This window comes from Pseudoalteromonas sp. BZA4 (genome assembly GCF_040104395.1).
Lineage (GTDB): Bacteria > Pseudomonadota > Gammaproteobacteria > Enterobacterales > Alteromonadaceae > Pseudoalteromonas.
In genome coordinates this window covers 1-17,392 of the sequence record NZ_JBECOT010000073.1, presented here as the reverse complement: position 1 = coordinate 17,392, position 17,392 = coordinate 1, and the positions used below count along the sequence as shown (strand labels likewise).

The window sequence follows — 17,392 nt, the reverse complement described above, 5'->3', positions numbered from 1 at the left end:
CATTCAGGTCTCGGGGTAGCTCCCCATAATAAGGCCGAATATACGTGAACTTGCTATTATCAAATTACACTTTGAATTTTCTTGCCTTACAGGGGGAGTCCATATACGCAACTCGCAACTCGCAACTTAAATCTTATGCGGCGGTATTACTACGCTTTTAAGTAATTCGTTTTCCATGATCAAAACGCCTTGATACACGTTTTGTCCATCACTTGAAAACTCAAAAATAAATTCGCTTTTTATACCTGGTTTACCGCTTTTTAAAATGCCAAGTCGGCGCTTATTGCAAGCAACACTCATCAATTGCACATTTAATTGCTCAATTTGTCTTTGTGCATGAAGATTAGCTGCTTCGGCCACTTTTCTGTTTAACCAAAAAAAGTAGATGATGCTGCCAATGATGATGAGTGTCCACAAGCCTGCCATTTACGAAAATAACCTTCCAATTGCTCGAGCGAGTGTTTCGCTACGATTTTCTTTTCTTAATAAACCTAGTAGGTGAGGGCGAATACTAGGAATTGCAACTAAATCGGTGAAAATACTCACAAACAGTTGTTCAATTTCAGTGTGGTGTGCACAGCAATCCATAAACACGTGTAAGCGTTCTGGGTCTTCAAGTGTGCTAAAACAGCGCCCCGCAATCGTTAATAGTACATCTGACTGGGTGTTCATCTCAGAGCGTAATACAGCATCTACCAGTTGTGCAGTTAAACCTTGCGCCGTTGTTTTTGATAAACTTCTAAGAGCTGCAACAAGAGCAATGTCGTCTTTTTGCTCTATCGCCTTTAAACCATAGGCTAACAATTGCTCTGCAAACACGGGTTCGATTGCAACATGTTCAAGCATTGCACTTAGCGGCTGTAATACTTCGACTGGTAATTGCCCCCAAGCGGCTTGTAGATTTGCTAAATTGTTGTCGTTATCTAAACGCATCGCAAAGTCTGCAATACCTTGTACTGCAACACTTTGCCAATTATCAAACCCTAGTTTGCCTGAAAAATACAGCTGCGCATATTCGTAATACTGTGAAGCACTTTGTTTAAGCAAACATTTAACCTGTGCATTAAATGCCGCTAACTTGTTGGCGTTTGGCGTAAATACATACGGGTTGTTGTCTAATTTGCCTTCGGCATTTTCACCGGTAATTTCTGTACCAAGTGCTTCAATTACCATATTTGCGAAATGATCGCGGCTTGCGCTTACAAGACGGCTTTGCTCATCTAGGGGGAATTTTAAAAACCATACATAAGGTTCTTTAGACGCTTTTACATCCCAAAATTGAATAGCAAGCCAAGCATGACCAGCAAGCGGGTATGGGTAAGGGATTTTTGTTTCTTCAATGGCAAGAAATTGTTTTTTGTCTAATTTAGTGATGTGTCTGCCAATATCGAAGGCACGCCAAGTGGTGCCTGCTGCATCCAGAAGTTGACCTAATGTGGCGATCTGCTCAGTCATAAAATCTCAATTACCATTATTAATCTATATCAGCCGCGAATTATACGCCATACCATGGCGCCTTGGAACAGGGTATACTAAGCACAAAGGTATTAAGAGTTTTACAATGCATCAACAGACTTTGGCGCTGCTGCGCGAATTAGAATCCACATTACAACGCCATTCACTTTGGCAAACAACACCGATTGACCCAAGTGCACTCAATTCTAGTGTACCGTTTTGTCATGACACCATGGCTTTTGAGCAATGGCTGCAATTTGTTTTTCTTGAAAAAATGCATGCTTTAATCACACATGCTCAGCCTTTACCCCGTAATTTTGCAATTGCGCCTATGGCTGAAATGATGCTGGTACAGCACCGCGGTGCTCATGAAGTAATTAGTGTTTTACAAAAACTCGATCAACTTTTGAGTGATGACTAAGATGCAAGAGATTGTTAAGCCACAATTTGACGAGTTAACGATTCTGTACCGCGATGAAAATTACATTGCGATTGATAAGCCATCCGGTTTATTGGTTCACCGTTCGTTTTTAGACAAACACGAAACCCAATTTGCGATGCAAATGCTGCGTGACCAAATTGGTCAACACGTGTTTCCTGTACATCGTTTAGATAGACCAACCTCAGGCGTATTACTGTTTGCGTTAAGTTCAGAAGCAGCCCGTGATATGAATCAGTTATTTATTGATGGGCAAATTGAAAAGCGTTATTTAGCTTTAGTAAGAGGCTTTTTAAACGAATCAATCTTCTTAGATAAACCTTTAAAAGAAGAGCTTGATAAAATCGCTGACAAGTTTGCTGATCAAAATAAATCACCGCAAGAAGCACAAACGCAATTTCATTGCCTGCACCAAGCAAGCTTGCCTATTCCAATTGGTAAATACCCAACAGTTCGTTACTCGCTGGTGGAGTGTTTTCCAAAAACTGGCCGCAAACATCAAATTCGTCGTCATTTAAAACATTTATCATTGCCAATTATTGGTGATGTAAATCATGGTGATAACCAGCATAATCAATTTTTTAGAGAGCATTTTCAGCTTCGTCGTTTAATGTTATTTGCCTCTGAATTAAAGTTTGTGCACCCTTATAGCAAGCAACCAATAACAATTAGAGCGCCTTTAGGCGATGCAATGTTAACGATTTGCCAGCAACTTGGCTGGCCAACAGAAGAAAAGGATTATTATGGCAACCATTAGTATTTTTGTCGGCAGTGTTTACGGCGGTGCTGAGCGTTTAAGTGAACAAGTTATTGAAGTTATTGAAAAATATGAGCATCAAGCGCAATTAGTTGAAAATGGCACGGTCGATGACATGCTGGCTGCGTCACATATTTTAGTGATCACTTCAACGACGGGTCAGGGCGATATTCCTGACAATTTAATCGCTTTATATAGCCAATTAAATGATCAATTTCCTATGTTAACAGGCAAGCAATACGGCATTATTGCTATGGGCGACCGCAGCTATGGCGATACGTTTTGTGGTGCAGGTCGCAGCTTTGATGAGCTATTTCGCGATTTACAGGCAAAACCTGTTGGTCATCGTTTAGAAATTGATGCCTGTGAAGATTTTGAACCTTGGCCTGTAACTGAGCCATGGTTAAATGAATGGCTGACAAAAATTAGTTAATACCTCTTATCAGCCAGCGTCTCTTAAAAGTGCTGATTGAATAAGCAATTGGCACTTCCCCCTTGGTTTTTCGAGTACAGAATCTGTGACCTTGGTGATATACTAATGAATCATTTTATGAGGCTGTTATGATTTCCAAAAACCAACTGAAACTAATTCGTGCATTAGGTCAAAAGAAATACCGTAAGCAATATAACCAGTACCTTGTTCAAGGCGAAAAAAATGTACTTGAATTACTAAACAGTGGGCTAAGTATTGCTCATATATTTGCGACTCCTGCATTTATTTCTGCGCACCAATCAGCGCTTGCAGCCCATCAAGTCATTGAAGCAGATGAAGACAGCCTAACTAAAGCCAGTACGCTTGTTAGTAACAACGCAGCCATTGCTGTTGTTGATATGCCAAGTCAGCAAGCATTACCAACATCGGGACTTATTTTAGCCCTTGATGGCGTGTCGGATCCGGGGAATTTAGGAACGATTATTCGTGTTGCTGATTGGTATGGTATTAAGCATATTGTTACCAGCACAGATAGTGCGGATGCTTATAACCCGAAAACCATTAGCGCAACCATGGGTTCATTTGCTCGCGTGTGTGTCTCACAAACTGACTTAACTAATTACTTACCAAGCTTAAATCTTCCTGTGTATGGTGCATTTTTAGAAGGTGAGAACATCCACAAAACTGCTCTTAAACAAGATGCCGTATTACTAATGGGCAGTGAATCTCATGGTATACGTACTGATTGCGAAAGCTTAGTTACTGATAAAATCACTATTCCGGCTTATGGCCAAGCAGAATCGCTTAATGTAGCGATGGCAACGGGTATTATTTTAGATAATTTTAAGCGCCACGCTTAACCTTTTACCCTAAAATGGGTTAAATTGAAGAATAACAATAAAAATCGGTAAAACAATTAGATGCGCTTATGCACCATAAAATTAGCGGGTTTCAAATCGTTTGTTGAACCCACTAAGATCCCATTTCCTGATCAGATGACGTGTGTTGTCGGCCCGAACGGCTGTGGCAAATCAAATGTCATCGATGCAGTGCGTTGGGTGCTCGGTGAAAGCTCAGCTAAAAACTTACGTGGCGATGCCATGACCGATGTTATTTTTAACGGCTCAACTAATCGAAAACCTATTTCACAAGCCTCTGTTGAGTTGGTGTTTGATAACACCAGTGGCCATCTTCCGAATACCTTTGCTGATCGAAACCAAGTGGCGATTAAGCGCTTAGTGACCCGAGATGGCCAGTCAATTTATTTTCTAAATGGCAGTAAATGCCGTAAGCGTGATATTACCGATATCTTTTTAGGCACAGGTCTTGGCCCGCGCAGCTATGCGATTATTGAGCAGGGCATGATCTCGCGTTTAATTGAGAGCAAACCTGCTGATTTACGTGTTTTTTTAGAAGAGGCAGCGGGGGTTTCAAAATACAAAGAGCGTCGTCGTGAAACGCAAACCCGCATTAAAAGCACCCGCGAAAACCTTGAGCGATTGCTTGATGTAAGGCAGGAGTTGCAAACACAGCTCGATAAACTTGCAGTGCAATCAGTCGATGCAAAAAAATACCGAGAGCTAAAAGCCACTGAGCGCACCTTAAAAGGGCAAATTGCGGTTTTAAAGTGGCAGAAGTTACACCAACAACAAATCGATAAAGCTGAGCAAATCAATAAACTTAAAGAACAAGTCAAGTTCTTTAAAGAAGCGCATTCTGGCCACGATGATGTTTTAGCAAGCCTTGAAAATCAGGTGCAGCTTGAGCAGCAAAAACTGCAAGACGCACAGCAGGCTCAGCATCAAACTCATACTGATTTAACCCGCAAAGAGCAGCAACAGATCAGCTTAAAGCAGCAACAGCAAACACTTAGCCAAAACCTTATCAAACAGCAACAACTGCAGTTACAAAATAAAGAGCTGCAAGAAGAGCAACACGCCTCAGCCGCCATTTTACAAGAGCAGCTACAAGAAGCGATTGAGCAAAGTTTACTGTGCGCTGAGCAAGTTGCAGAGGTTGAAGAACAAGTCGCACAGCAACAGCAACAAACGCAAAGCGCCAATGAGCAATATCAAAGCACCTTACAGAAAAGCCAAGCTCATAGCAGTGATATTAATGTAGCAAAGAGTCAACAGGCTCACTTTGCCCAGACTGTTGCGCAACTTGAATCTCAGCAGGCACAACTTGCCGCTGAAATTACTGAGCTCGAAGCGACCCCAGTTGCAGCGCAAATTGCAGAACAACAACAGCAAATTCAAGCTTTGACGAAAGAGCTTGCGCAGCAACAAAGTGCGCTGAATAAGCTCACTCAAAATCTAGAGCAAGCGGATAAAGAGCAACAGCACTTAGAGCAGGACTTAAAGCGGGTTCAGCAGCACAGTAATGAAAACAGAGCCAGCATAGCTGCGCTTAACTCTTTGTTATCAGAGCAAACCGACAGCGACAGTGTCTCTCTATTGGCGCAGTTAAAGGTGGCTTCTGGCTTTGAGCCGCTAATTGAACAAGCCCTACTTGGCCTTGAGCATCTAAAGGTCAGTCAACATAAAGAGCCTAACAGTGTTTGGCCTGTAACTAATAATGCTGAGTTACCAAAAGAGTCATTAGCTAATTATATCGAATCGGGTGCTTACCCTGATTTATTAGCACGGTTTGCATTTCAACCTTGTTTTGATGACGCTATTTTGGCGGATCCATATTGGCTGGCTGTGATTGATGAAGAGGGCTGTATGCATGGTCGTAACTTTCATACCGATGCCAATAAAGATGCCGACAGTTCTTTGCTTTTAAAGCATGCTCAGCTAAGTGATGCTCAGCAGTTAGATGAAGAACTCAACGAGCAATTAGAAACTAAGCAGCAATTGCTAAATGAGCATCTAGCTCACAAGAAAACACTTATCGCCGACAAAGAGCAATACAGAGAACGAATTCACCAAGCAGCTCAGCAGATTGCATCTGCCAGCACTCGACGCGATATGCTATTAGAGCAGCAAACCCAGTGGCAAAACCAGCTTATTAAGTTGCAACAGCGTCAAACCTTACTGGCTGAGCAAAAGCAAAATGCTGACGAACAGCAACAAACTCAGCAGTGTTTACTAGAACAACTGCTAGAGCAGCAATTAGAACTTGAAACTGAGTTAGAGCAAGCAAAACACCAACAAACTGAGGCAAATAACCGCTATCGCCAAGTGGCTTCTATGCTTGAGCAATATAAAACGCAAGCACATCAAGCAAATTTGGCTGAACAAAAAGCTCGCAGTGAATGTCAACTTAGCGAAACCAAACTACAGCATGCAAATGCCGCACAAAGTGCTGCCAGTGAAGCTGTATTAGAGCTCAACGAGCAACTAGAAGAATTAGTGATCCCGCTTGAAGAAGTAGCAGAGCAAATTATGCTATTGCTTGAAAAGCATCAACAAAGTGACGTTGAGCTGAAAAACTTGCAAGCGGCCTTGAGTCAAGCTAAAAAGGAGCTTGCTGATAAGCAAACAGCGTTGAAATCATCGCAATCTGAGTTGGTGACGTTACAAGAGCAGTTGCAAGCATTAGCGCTGGATGAGCAAAGTTTAATCGTGAAGGCGCAAGCTGCGTTAGAGCCACTTGAAGAACTGGAACAAAATTTAAAAACAGTACTTGAAGAACTGCCTGACAATGCCAATTTAAATAGCATGCAAACGAGGCTTACAAAAACCACGCAAGCATTAAATGAACTTGGCGCGGTGAACTTAGCGGCAATAGATGAGTTTGAGCAGGCTAAACAGCGCAGCGATTATTTAAATCAGCAGCTTGATGACTTAACACAAGCATTAAATACCCTTGAAGGGGCGATTCAAAAAATCGACCGAGAAACAAAAAATCGTTTCAAGGCGACCTTTGAACAAGTAAATACAGACTTTGGGGAGTTATTCCCAAAAGTGTTTGGTGGCGGTAGTGCTTACCTTGAATTGACCAGTGATGATCTACTTGAAAGTGGGGTGAGCATCATGGCAAGGCCACCAGGCAAGAAAAATTCGACAATTCACCTGCTTAGTGGTGGAGAAAAAGCGCTGACCGCATTATCATTGGTGTTTTCAATATTCAGGCTCAATCCAGCTCCATTCTGTATGCTAGATGAAGTGGATGCGCCATTGGATGATGCGAACGTGGGTCGTTTTTGCCGTTTGGTAGAAGAGATGTCACAATCAGTACAATTTATTTATATCAGTCATAACAAGATTGCTATGGAAATGGCAGGCAGATTGACCGGTGTAACTATGGCGGAACCAGGTGTATCACGTATGGTCGCTGTAGATATAGAACAAGCTGTGCAAATGGCACATGCATAAAATTTAGGCATATCAAATAATAAAGGTGAGGGGATGGCCGAAGAATTAAGATGGGCTTTAATCGTAATCAGTGTATTTGTCATTGGTGGTTTATTAATTCACGGCTTATGGTCGGTGCGTAAAAAGGACAGCCCAGATACGCCTTCAGTAGAGCGGGTTGAACCGAACGAAACAACCAGCGAGGTTCAAGAGCCTGCGACTGTAAAACCGCAGGAGCGTGATGAGCCAGAGTTTGGTGATTTAAGCTTTTCAGCAGAAAGTCACGACGAGCCGTCTGTTTCAGAACAGTTTGTTGAAGAGCCTGAAGCTGAGCAACAAGAAGTTGAAAAAGAGCCAGCAGATGCACAAGCTCCAACCGATTTCATTATTGTGCATTTACAAATGCCAGAAGGTTTAACAATGGATGGCAGCCAATTATTGCCAGCTGTTAATATGTTAGGCTTTAAGTATTCTGAAGAGGGTTTCTTTAATCGTCACTTAGACCCAGCAGGCACAGGTCCGGTGTTATTCCGTTTAGTGAATATGTACAACCCAGGCACGTTCGATATTGATAATATGGAACAGTTTAGTACGGCAGGTGTTAGCTTATTTATGACCTTACCATGTGATGGCGACGGTCTAAGTGCATTCAACATGTTGCACAGTGCAGCTAAAAAGCTAGCTGATGAATTTGGTGCAACGATTTTAGATAGCAACCGTGAAGAAATGACGGTTGAAAGCGTTCGTGAGTATGTTGAGAAAGTTCGCAGCTTTTCAGCTTAAACGTTCGTATAAATGATAAGTGTTAGGCCACTTGGCGTTAAGTCGTCTAAGTGGCTTTTTTATGTAGATTTTTGAGGTTTTCATGTCCAGCCCTATCTTTGAGCAAATTAGCCAACTTCGTGCCCAGTTAGAAGAGCATAACCATAATTACTATGTGCTGGATGCACCAAGCATTCCTGATGCTGAATATGACCGTTTAATGCGCGAATTAAGCGCCCTTGAGCAAGCTAATCCTGAGTTTCAAAGCCCAGACTCACCGACTCAAAAAGTCGGTGGCGCTGCACTTGATAAGTTTGAGCAAGTCACTCACCAAGTGCCGATGCTGTCACTTGATAATGCCTTTTCAGAAGAAGAGTTTGCCGCCTTTAACCGCCGTATCAAAGAGCGTTTAATGGATAACAATGAGCTGACTTTTTGTTGTGAGCCTAAGCTTGATGGTTTAGCTGTATCAATTATTTATCGTGATGGTGTTTTGGTCCAAGCTGCTACCCGTGGCGATGGTATGGTAGGTGAAAACATCACTCAAAACGTGAAAACAATTCGTAATGTGCCGCTTAAGTTACGTGGCGATGACTTCCCAGCAGAGCTTGAAGTGCGCGGTGAAGTATTTATGGACAGCGCTGGTTTTGCCAAACTAAACAGTGAAGCCGAAAAACGTGGCGACAAAGTCTTTGTTAACCCACGTAATGCTGCTGCCGGTAGCTTACGACAGCTTGACTCTAAAGTAACAGCAAAACGTCCACTGATGTTTTATGCCTACAGCACTGGGCTTGTTGCCGATGGGCAGTTACCAGAAGATCATTACCAACAGCTTGCTAAACTTACCGATTGGGGTTTACCACTTTGCCCAGAAACAAAGCTCGTTGAAGGTCAGCAAGCTGCACTTGATTATTACCAAGATATCTTGACGCGTCGAAGTAGCCTAGCCTACGAAATTGACGGTGTGGTTATTAAAGTAAACGACAAAAAACGACAAGAGCGTTTAGGCTTTGTAGCACGAGCACCACGCTGGGCAATTGCTTTTAAATTCCCGGCACAAGAAGAAATCACCCAATTACTTGATGTTGAGTTTCAGGTAGGGCGCACAGGCGCAATTACCCCTGTAGCACGATTAGAGCCGGTATTTGTAGGTGGCGTAACGGTATCTAATGCAACGCTTCATAATGGCGATGAAATTGCTCGTTTAGGCGTTAAAATTGGCGATACCGTGATTATTCGCCGTGCAGGTGATGTTATTCCACAAATTACCCAAGTTGTCCTTGAACGTCGCCCTGACGATGCTAAAGACATTGAATTTCCTGCTACTTGCCCAATTTGCGACTCACATGTCGAACGCATTGAAGGTGAAGCGGTTGCTCGTTGTACTGGTGGTTTAGTGTGTCAAGCGCAGCGTAAGCAAGCAATTAAACATTTTGCGTCACGTAAAGCACTTGATGTTGATGGCTTGGGCGACAAAATTGTAGATCAACTCGTTGATCGTGAACTGATCAAAACGCCTGCTGATTTATTTATTCTTAAACAAGGTCATTTTGAATCACTAGAGCGAATGGGTCCAAAGTCTGCTAAGAACTTAGTTAATGCACTGCAAGATGCTAAGCAAACAACCTTAGCTAAATTCTTATATTCGTTAGGTATTCGCGAAGTGGGTGAAGCAACCGCGCAAAACTTAGCAAACCACTTTTTAACGCTAGAAAAAATTACTCAAGCAAGCGTTGATGCGTTAACTGAAGTAAGTGACGTGGGTGAAATCGTTGCCAAGCATGTACGTGGCTTCTTTAGCGAAGAGCACAATATGGCGGTTGTAAATGCATTGGTTGAGCAAGGTATTCACTGGCCAGAATTAACAGCGCCGAGCGCCGATGCGCAGCCATTAGCTGGCTTAACTTACGTACTGACCGGCACATTGAGTGAGCTTAATCGTAATGATGCAAAAGCACGTTTACAAGCGTTAGGTGCAAAAGTATCGGGTAGTGTATCTGCTAAAACAGATGCGCTTATTGCGGGTGAAAAGGCGGGCTCAAAATTAACCAAAGCACAAGACTTAGGCATTGATGTGTTAACTGAGGCTGACCTTATTGCGCTTTTAAGTGAGCACAATGGATAGTCTATTGCAGGAATTGTCGTCAGTTGCTTTAACAATCGGCAGATGGCTGCAACCACACCTTTACAATATTTCATTACTACTGGTGGTGTGTTTTTTATCCTTGTACGCAAACGACATTATTAAAGTGACCAAGCGCTTTGTCGCGCGTCGTCACTTTATTATTCGCGTGCTTTGCTTTGTGTTGGTCACAGGGTTTGGCATGGGCCTACTTGTGGTGTTTGTAACTCCATTTTTAAGTAAGTTGCTACTGCTACTCGGTGTTAAATGGCTGGCGCTTACACTTACAGCTGCGTTTTTGGTACTTGGCATCATTGCCGATAAGAAGAACCAAATATGAATCGCTACGGTCCAGAATACTGGGATAAACACGGCGCTTATCGAACCCCAGTAGCGTTTCATTTAACTTTGTTAGTGTTGTTACGCAGTTACTTTATATGGATTATGGCGGCGCTGAGTCGTCGCCCTGATTTAGATATCATGTCGCTGTTTTTTAAGTCGAAAAGCGATTTCTTTACAGCCATTGCCATTGCGGCAATCGCCTTATTACCGGCGGTGATCTTTTGTTTACGCCGACCTCAAGAAAATGCTGAAAGTGCCAAACGTCTCGCGTCTATTTGGCGATTTATGCGCTGGCCATTAATTTTGTGTGCAATCACAGATTTAAGTTGGTTAACCTATCAGGCTGCGCACAGTCATTATCAGTTTTCGTTTTTCTTAGCCTGTCAAATGGTGCTGGTGTTATGGGTACTGTTATATTTATTAAAAAGCAGATATCTGTCGGTCTTTTTTAATGATTGGCCAGATCCAATAACAAAAAAATAGGGCAGCAATATGTTGGCAATTAATAAGCTTTTAGCAAAAATCTCATTTACTATCGCATTCGTATTAATCGCTATATGGGTATTTACGCCACTTTGGCACAGTGCTGCATTTTCGTTGTTTGTGATGTTATGGGGCTTTATTACTTTATCAAGCCTTTATCGAGTGACTCCGTTATTTGTAGCGCGTAACCCCATTACTGATTTACTAAAGCGTGATGTGAATCAGCTAGCGTTGATAAGTCTGGCTGGTTTATTCGATTTTAAACGCAAAGCTGAGTTTGTATTAATTGGCCAAATTAAGCAAATTGAAATCGGCGAAGGGATAATCCATGTAACTGATGTCAATGACCAGCTGATAACAGCCGTATTAAGTGTTAACAGCAGCCAAATAAATAGTCATTTAGCACAGCTACTTTCTGAGCGCGAACGTGCGCAAATAGATATCCGTTTACAAGCGAATTAATGCTACTTGCTCTTGGCTGTGCTTGTGATGTACTGTGCAATAGTTGTATTCAACCTTGAGGGAGCACTATGTTAACTTGGCAAGATATTTTAGAGTTTGCCCATAACGGTAACCCAACACCTCCACGTCGAGTCGAAAAGTCACCATCTGAGTGGCAAGCTGAGCTCGAACAAGATGCATTCTATGTTACTCGCTTAAAAGGGACTGAGCGTCCGCATAGCTCTGATTCATGTACGATATTTGAACCTGGTCAATATGCCTGCATCTGTTGCGATAATTTATTATTTGATGGTGATGAAAAGTTCGACAGTGGCACTGGTTGGCCGTCATTTACTCAGCCTAGCAGTGTTGAAAGCATTGCCTATATCGCGGACTCTAGCCATGGTATGCAGCGCATTGAAGCCGTATGTAATGTTTGCGATGCACATTTAGGACATGTATTTCCTGATGGTCCACCGCCAAGTGGCTTACGCTATTGCATGAATGCTATAGCGATGAAAAAACGCAACTAATGCGTGTTTAGTCTCTATCTAATTATTACCTAATCTAAGTATTGAGCAATGATGAAAATAAGGTGCTCACGGTGAATTGGCTTACTAATTATATAGTCTGTCAAAATACTGGATTGCGCCTTATCATCTTTTAATACCGATGCTGTAACCGCAATGATTGGAATATGCTTGAAGCGATCATCACTGCGAATTAACTGACTTGCTTCTAATCCGCCCATCACCGGCATTTTTAAATCCATGATGATTAAATCAGGCTGATGCTGCTCAATTTTTTTAAGGGCATCTTCACCATTGATAGCCGTGTCTACGGTAAAGCTCCAGCGCGATAAAAAGGACTCTAAATAGTCACGGTTGTAGGGAATATCATCAACAATCAAAATTCGAGCAGGATTAAAGTGGTAGCTCGAAATAGCGGGGTAGTTACGATGTTTCACTTCATTTTTAGATTCAGCTAATTCAACATTTGGTAACGACACGATAAACTCACTGCCTTTATCTTTATCGCTGATCACCGATAATTCACCACCCATTAGCTTGATAAAACGCAGTGAAATCGCAAGACCTAAACCCGTACCACCAAACTCCGAACTACGTTGGCCTTGTACTTGTTCAAAATCATTAAAAATAAGATCTTGTTGATCTTTAGGAATACCTTTACCTGTGTCTGTGACATGAATTTTGATATCAATATTGCTGTTGTCATCGTGGGCTTTAAAATCGAAATACACTTTAACACTGCCTTGTGCAGTGAACTTAATGGCATTACTGATTAAGTTGGTTAGTACTTGGCGCACTTTATTGCTATCAAGTAACACAGGGGTTGTTAACTCAGGATGAGAGCTTATTTGTAAGTCGAGATCCTTTTGCGCACTGAGTTGTAAAAACATCATATTAAGCTCATGGCACATTTTAGGGATTTCTACACGCTCAATATCGAGTTGCATTTTACCTGCATCGATTTTTGATAAATCGAGAATGTCATTCAAAACATTAAGCAGTGAATTACCAGAGATTGATATTGCTTCTAAATAACGACGCTTATTTTTATCTGTTTCGCTATCTTGTAGTAATTGGCTAAAACCTAGCACTGCATTGAGCGGAGTTCTTAACTCATGCGACATATTAGCTAAAAAGCGACTTTTAGCCTGATTTGATTGCTCAGCTTGCTCTTTAGCATCAAGGTACTCTTGAGTGCGCTTTGCAACTGTGTCTTCAAGCAAACTATGTTGTTCATGCATGCTGTTTATCTGCTGTCTAACCGCAGCGCGCATCATTTTAAAGCCACTGGCGAGAGTACCTATTTCATCTTGGCTCTTTATATTAATAGGGCAGTTTAAATCACCCGTGGTCACGGCATGAGAAAACTCCACGAGCTGATCAATGGGCTGCAAGATAATACGGCGAATAATGATATAGGCGATGATAAGTGCGGTTAACAGGTAAATAGCAAACAGCGAAACCGCATTGCTAATAATCGATTTGGTCTTTAACGCTAAGTCTTTATCTGAAAAACTCACCATAACGTAACCGATATTTTCGCCCTGAAAGTTGCTAATTGGCACAGCAACAACATATTGCTGCTCCATGGCTACAATGACATTATGCTTAGGATTGAGCTGTTTTAGCAGCTCTTGGTTAGTTTCTAGGGTATCTACTTTACTGTTATCCGGGTGGGCGGCGATAAAATTATTTTGGTCGATAAAGTAAATCGTTTTTAAATCATCAAAAGTATTATTTTTTAAAATGTTCTTTAGGGTAAGACCCTGAATTTTAAGCACCCAACTCCCCACGGTATTATCTTTTGTGAGGCTATTTATTTCTGACAACATGGGCGAGACAATCGCATCAGCTTTTTCACTCATGTTCAAAAGTGTTTGCTCTTTAAGCTCCATTACATGCAACGACGTACTTGCCCCTAAAATAAGGGTAATGGTAAAGCCAATGATCATTAAAATTTTGTGGGCAATACTTACTCTCATTGCTCAATATTGCTCCGTACTTTTAATGCCTGCATATTAGCGTTGATTTTTGCGTCTGTGCTTTTGATTGATTGTTTTATATCTGCACCATAGAAAATTTGGCTAAAGGTTTGCGAAATAATTTCGCCTATAACCGGAAACTCGACCATGCCAGCCTGAAGGCGATCAGGCGTTGCATGCTCAAACACCCATAACATGGCTTTGTTAAAGCCAGGTTTGTTTACGAGAGTAAACAGCTTCTCGTGCCACACTTTTTGCCTAGGCGGTGAGCCGCCTGTACTAAGTAGTGCGGCGGTCTGCTCACTGGTTGCCCATTGAATAAATAACCATGCAGCATCTTTGTTAGTTGATTTGCTATTAATTGCAAATGCCCATGCCCAAGGAGATGTTTCTCTGGCGATTGGACCAGCAGGCAAGGGGGCAGCTTCCCATTTATTCCAAATATCTGACTCTTCGGCGGTATCTATTTCATTATAAAAATGAGAAGCCAAAAAGGCCGAGGCAAGGCGGCCTTCTTTAAACAGGCGACGAATTTCATAAAAATGCAGTAAGCGGCTGTTATCTGGATTGCCGAACCCTGTTACTAGGTCGCGATACACTTGTAGGCTTTGTGCCGTTTCAGGGCTATTAAAAACTGACTGGCCCTGCGCGTCGATAACTTCAGCGCCATAAGCACGCATAACAGGTAATACAGTCCAAGTGTTTAATCCTGCACCGGGCAATGTCCGTGAGGCAAATGCATGCATACCATTTAAAGAAGGGGTGCGGTCGATTTCCCGTTGTAACTTAACCTTGGTTGCTTGTAGTTGCTCGTAGGTATCGGGAACTGCTAAGTTAAAACGTTCGAAAAGATCTTTGCGATAAAAATAAATCGGCGCAGAAAAATCAAATGGTAACGAATATAGCGTGTTATCAATTTTACAAAGCGCTAGGCTACGCTCACTAATGTCTTCTAACTGATACCAAGTTTTGTCTGTCAGTTTTGGGTTATCAATGTAAGGCTGCAAGGGCTCAATCCAGCCTTGGCTTTGCGCTTCACCTAAAAAGGTAATCCCCATCGGCAGTACATCGTAAAGCCCTGAAGCCTCGCTTAAATCTTGATGGCGACGAACACGCATTTGTGATTGTTCTAAAGCATGAAAGCCAACAGAAATCCCTGTTAGCTGCTCAAATAAAGGAATGTAGGGTTTTAACGCCATAAATGCAGGCTGCTCATCAGCCAAAATATTGATATGGCTACCTGCTTTACTTTGCCAATTGATACTGGCTTGTTGCCAATGTTGTAATGTTGCTGAGGCAAAGCTGTATTGGCAAAATATTAAAAGCGCAACGCTTAGGAGGGGCTTTTTAAATTTAAACAAAGAAGATGCCATACGCAATTACTCAGCAAGCTTAATTTTTAACTTTGCAGCCAGGGCTTTAATTTTTTCAAAGCGGATTGCTTGTTCATCTTCTAATGTTTGTGCATCGAGCAAGGCAAAACATTTTTTCGCGAGCGCTAAATTAAATGATTGGCCTTGGTTATTTGTATCGAATAAACATTGCAGAAGGTTTAAAGCGATGCTGGCATTTTTAGGCATGATCCTAAATGCTTGGGTGAAGGCTTCAAGTGCGGTATTGAGCTGACCTTTATTAAATTGTGTTACAGCGTGATTATTGAGCTCTTTCGGACCGAGCTTGATATCTCGTCGTTCAGTTTGTTGTTGTTGAATATAACGTAAATACACCGGATCGCTAACTGATGGGTGGCGTTCACAGTGAGTTATTATTTGGTTAAATAGCATCTGTGCTTTGTGGTGAAAACCAAGCTCATGAAATGCTTTCGCTTTATCGAGCGCACCATCTACTGAACGAATTTGAGTGTCACTTTCATCAAGTTGATTGATAAGTGCTTTAGCCTTTTGATGTTCATCTTTTAAATAATGCAAACGCGCATTGAGAACATCAATTTGTGTTTGATTATTACTATTCGGGAACTGCTTTTTTAAATCACTTAAGTACTGGTTTGTCTGTCTCGAAATGCGATTAACTTGATCGGTTTGATCCGTCGTTAAAGCAAAATCAATCCCTGCGCGCGCTGCATTTAAATATATATCAGGGTTATCGTGAATTGAGTGTTTTGCGTAACTGGCAATGTCTTTTTGCGTTAAATAATTCTTTTCATAATCGTGATTAAGCAGTGATACATGACTTAAGGTTTTCTGGCGGTCAATGTTACGCGGGGCAATTTCAACAGCTTTACTAAAAAAATCCTGTGCCTCATCAAACTTATTGAGTTTGATTTCTAATCGACCCAGTAAATCAAGCGCAACTAGTCTCGTTTCACTGCGCTGCAACATCGTCTTAAGCATGCGGTGTGCTAGGGTATGTTCATTATTAGCAATAAGCGCTTCGACTAAACCAACTTTTGCCCAAGTAAATTTTTGAATATCGAGCACTGATTTAAAAAATGTTTTGGCATCTTCAAAGCGCTTAAGGCGAAGTAGGGCGTCGCCTTTTAATCTCAATAGAATGGCGCTGTAACTATTACCTTTGTTTTGCAGCAAGGTATCAATTTGTTTAATTGCTTTGGAGTCATTCCCATCATCAATAAGTTGATAAATTTGATGTAGGTTACTTTTGCGCAATAACACTTTTTCAATACGATTTTTTAATTCGTTAATTGTAAAGGGTTTAACTAAGAAATCATCTGGTTGTAGCTCGAGCACACTGTGGACTAACGAGCCGCTTGTTTCAGCTGAAATAAAAATAAAGCCGGTAGAGTTTTTTATAAGACGCTTCATTTTCAGCTCTTCATAAAGCTGATAACCATCTTGATGTTTACTAAGGTTAAAGGAACAAACGATGAGATCAAATTGCTCAATTTGACATTGTTCTTTTGCTGCAATTGCATGCTCAGCAAAACGCAACTGACGAAACCCCAATCCCTCTAAGGACTGTTTCATATAGCTTTGAGCAAGTGGCTGCTCTTCAACTATTAAAATTTTGGCTTTCGAAAAAATCTTTGCAGGCATTGGACTTGCGACTAAGTGACATTAACGATGACTATAATAAACAGTCTAGCTGCTGACAAGGCAAATTACAGCTTTTGCAATGATTTAAAGTTTAGCTTTGGGTTATATCAATAAAGGGAGTAGTGAGTGATAGGTTTTAGAAGTTAGGTATTAGAAGTTAGATATTAGAAGTTAGATATTAGAAGTTAGATATTAGAAGTTAGATATCTGATCTGACCCCGATAAAGTAGACACGGGGTTTAATTAACTTGTTCGTACTGCATGGGACTTTTATACCCTAGGGTGCCATGCCTTCTTACTGAGTTGTAGTATTTTTCAATATAAAAATACG

The 17,392-nt window shown here is 41.5% G+C and carries 16 protein-coding genes; 11 read left to right on the top strand and 5 right to left on the bottom strand.

What is annotated here, in order from left to right; translation table 11 throughout:
* Positions 1-126: 126 nt before the first annotated feature.
* Together ABMY41_RS19325 and ABMY41_RS19320 are read right to left on the bottom strand one after the other, a co-directional pair.
* Positions 127-426 carry a DUF3301 domain-containing protein gene (locus ABMY41_RS19325; protein WP_054553721.1) on the bottom strand — a complete coding sequence of 100 codons (300 nt, stop codon included), beginning with the start codon at positions 424-426 and terminating at the stop codon, positions 127-129.
* Positions 427-1,455, bottom strand: a complete 1,029-nt coding sequence (locus ABMY41_RS19320) for a DUF3549 family protein (protein WP_105181558.1) — start codon at positions 1,453-1,455, stop codon at positions 427-429. It lies immediately after the preceding gene.
* 106 nt (positions 1,456-1,561) lie between these two features.
* On the opposite strand from ABMY41_RS19320, the gene ABMY41_RS19315 reads away from it, so the two are divergent.
* From ABMY41_RS19315 to msrB, 11 genes are all read left to right on the top strand, one after another.
* Complete coding sequence (locus tag ABMY41_RS19315; protein ID WP_349275960.1) at positions 1,562-1,876, top strand: YqcC family protein; 315 nt, start codon at positions 1,562-1,564, stop codon at positions 1,874-1,876.
* 1 nt (position 1,877) lies between these two features.
* Positions 1,878-2,651 (top strand): tRNA pseudouridine(65) synthase TruC, encoded by a 774-nt coding sequence (gene truC / locus ABMY41_RS19310; protein WP_349275958.1) that lies wholly within the window; start codon positions 1,878-1,880, stop codon positions 2,649-2,651.
* Entirely contained in the window at positions 2,638-3,084 is a 447-nt protein-coding gene (locus ABMY41_RS19305; RefSeq protein ID WP_349275956.1) for a flavodoxin, read from the top strand. The genes truC and ABMY41_RS19305 overlap by 14 nt, the downstream gene beginning before the upstream one ends.
* 128 nt (positions 3,085-3,212) lie before the next feature.
* On the top strand, positions 3,213-3,944 hold the full coding sequence (locus ABMY41_RS19300; protein WP_175082784.1) for an RNA methyltransferase: 732 nt from the start codon (positions 3,213-3,215) through the stop codon (positions 3,942-3,944).
* Positions 3,945-4,004: 60 nt separating this feature from the next.
* Positions 4,005-7,406 (top strand): AAA family ATPase, encoded by a 3,402-nt coding sequence (locus tag ABMY41_RS19295; RefSeq protein WP_349275954.1) that lies wholly within the window; start codon positions 4,005-4,007, stop codon positions 7,404-7,406.
* Positions 7,407-7,439: 33 nt separating this feature from the next.
* Positions 7,440-8,168, top strand: a complete 729-nt coding sequence (gene zipA, locus ABMY41_RS19290; RefSeq protein WP_349275952.1) for a cell division protein ZipA — start codon at positions 7,440-7,442, stop codon at positions 8,166-8,168.
* Positions 8,169-8,250: 82 nt separating this feature from the next.
* A complete protein-coding gene (gene ligA, locus ABMY41_RS19285; protein ID WP_175082781.1) occupies positions 8,251-10,272 on the top strand; it encodes an NAD-dependent DNA ligase LigA in 2,022 nt (673 codons plus the stop codon).
* Positions 10,265-10,609 carry a DUF3392 family protein gene (locus ABMY41_RS19280; RefSeq protein WP_349275951.1) on the top strand — a complete coding sequence of 115 codons (345 nt, stop codon included), beginning with the start codon at positions 10,265-10,267 and terminating at the stop codon, positions 10,607-10,609. The genes ligA and ABMY41_RS19280 overlap by 8 nt, the downstream gene beginning before the upstream one ends.
* A complete protein-coding gene (locus tag ABMY41_RS19275) occupies positions 10,606-11,094 on the top strand; it encodes a DUF2919 domain-containing protein (protein WP_349275950.1) in 489 nt (162 codons plus the stop codon). Before ABMY41_RS19280 ends, ABMY41_RS19275 begins: the two co-directional genes overlap by 4 nt.
* Before the next feature lie 9 nt (positions 11,095-11,103).
* Positions 11,104-11,556: a hypothetical protein gene (locus ABMY41_RS19270; protein ID WP_349275949.1), complete on the top strand. Its 453-nt coding sequence runs from the start codon at positions 11,104-11,106 to the stop codon at positions 11,554-11,556.
* A gap of 68 nt (positions 11,557-11,624) precedes the next feature.
* Positions 11,625-12,068 carry a peptide-methionine (R)-S-oxide reductase MsrB gene (msrB, locus tag ABMY41_RS19265; protein ID WP_349275947.1) on the top strand — a complete coding sequence of 148 codons (444 nt, stop codon included), beginning with the start codon at positions 11,625-11,627 and terminating at the stop codon, positions 12,066-12,068.
* 29 nt (positions 12,069-12,097) lie between these two features.
* Here the strand turns inward: msrB and ABMY41_RS19260 are convergent, their stop codons facing one another.
* Genes ABMY41_RS19260 through ABMY41_RS19250 form a run of 3 tightly spaced genes read right to left on the bottom strand, consistent with a single transcriptional unit; the run spans position 12,098 to position 17,061 of the window.
* On the bottom strand, positions 12,098-14,047 hold the full coding sequence (locus ABMY41_RS19260) for an ATP-binding protein (RefSeq protein ID WP_175082779.1): 1,950 nt from the start codon (positions 14,045-14,047) through the stop codon (positions 12,098-12,100).
* Positions 14,044-15,408, bottom strand: a complete 1,365-nt coding sequence (locus tag ABMY41_RS19255) for an extracellular solute-binding protein (RefSeq protein WP_062566966.1) — start codon at positions 15,406-15,408, stop codon at positions 14,044-14,046. The genes ABMY41_RS19260 and ABMY41_RS19255 overlap by 4 nt, the downstream gene beginning before the upstream one ends.
* An 18-nt stretch (positions 15,409-15,426) precedes the next feature.
* Positions 15,427-17,061 (bottom strand): response regulator, encoded by a 1,635-nt coding sequence (locus tag ABMY41_RS19250; protein ID WP_175082777.1) that lies wholly within the window; start codon positions 17,059-17,061, stop codon positions 15,427-15,429.
* Positions 17,062-17,392 lie beyond the last annotated feature (331 nt).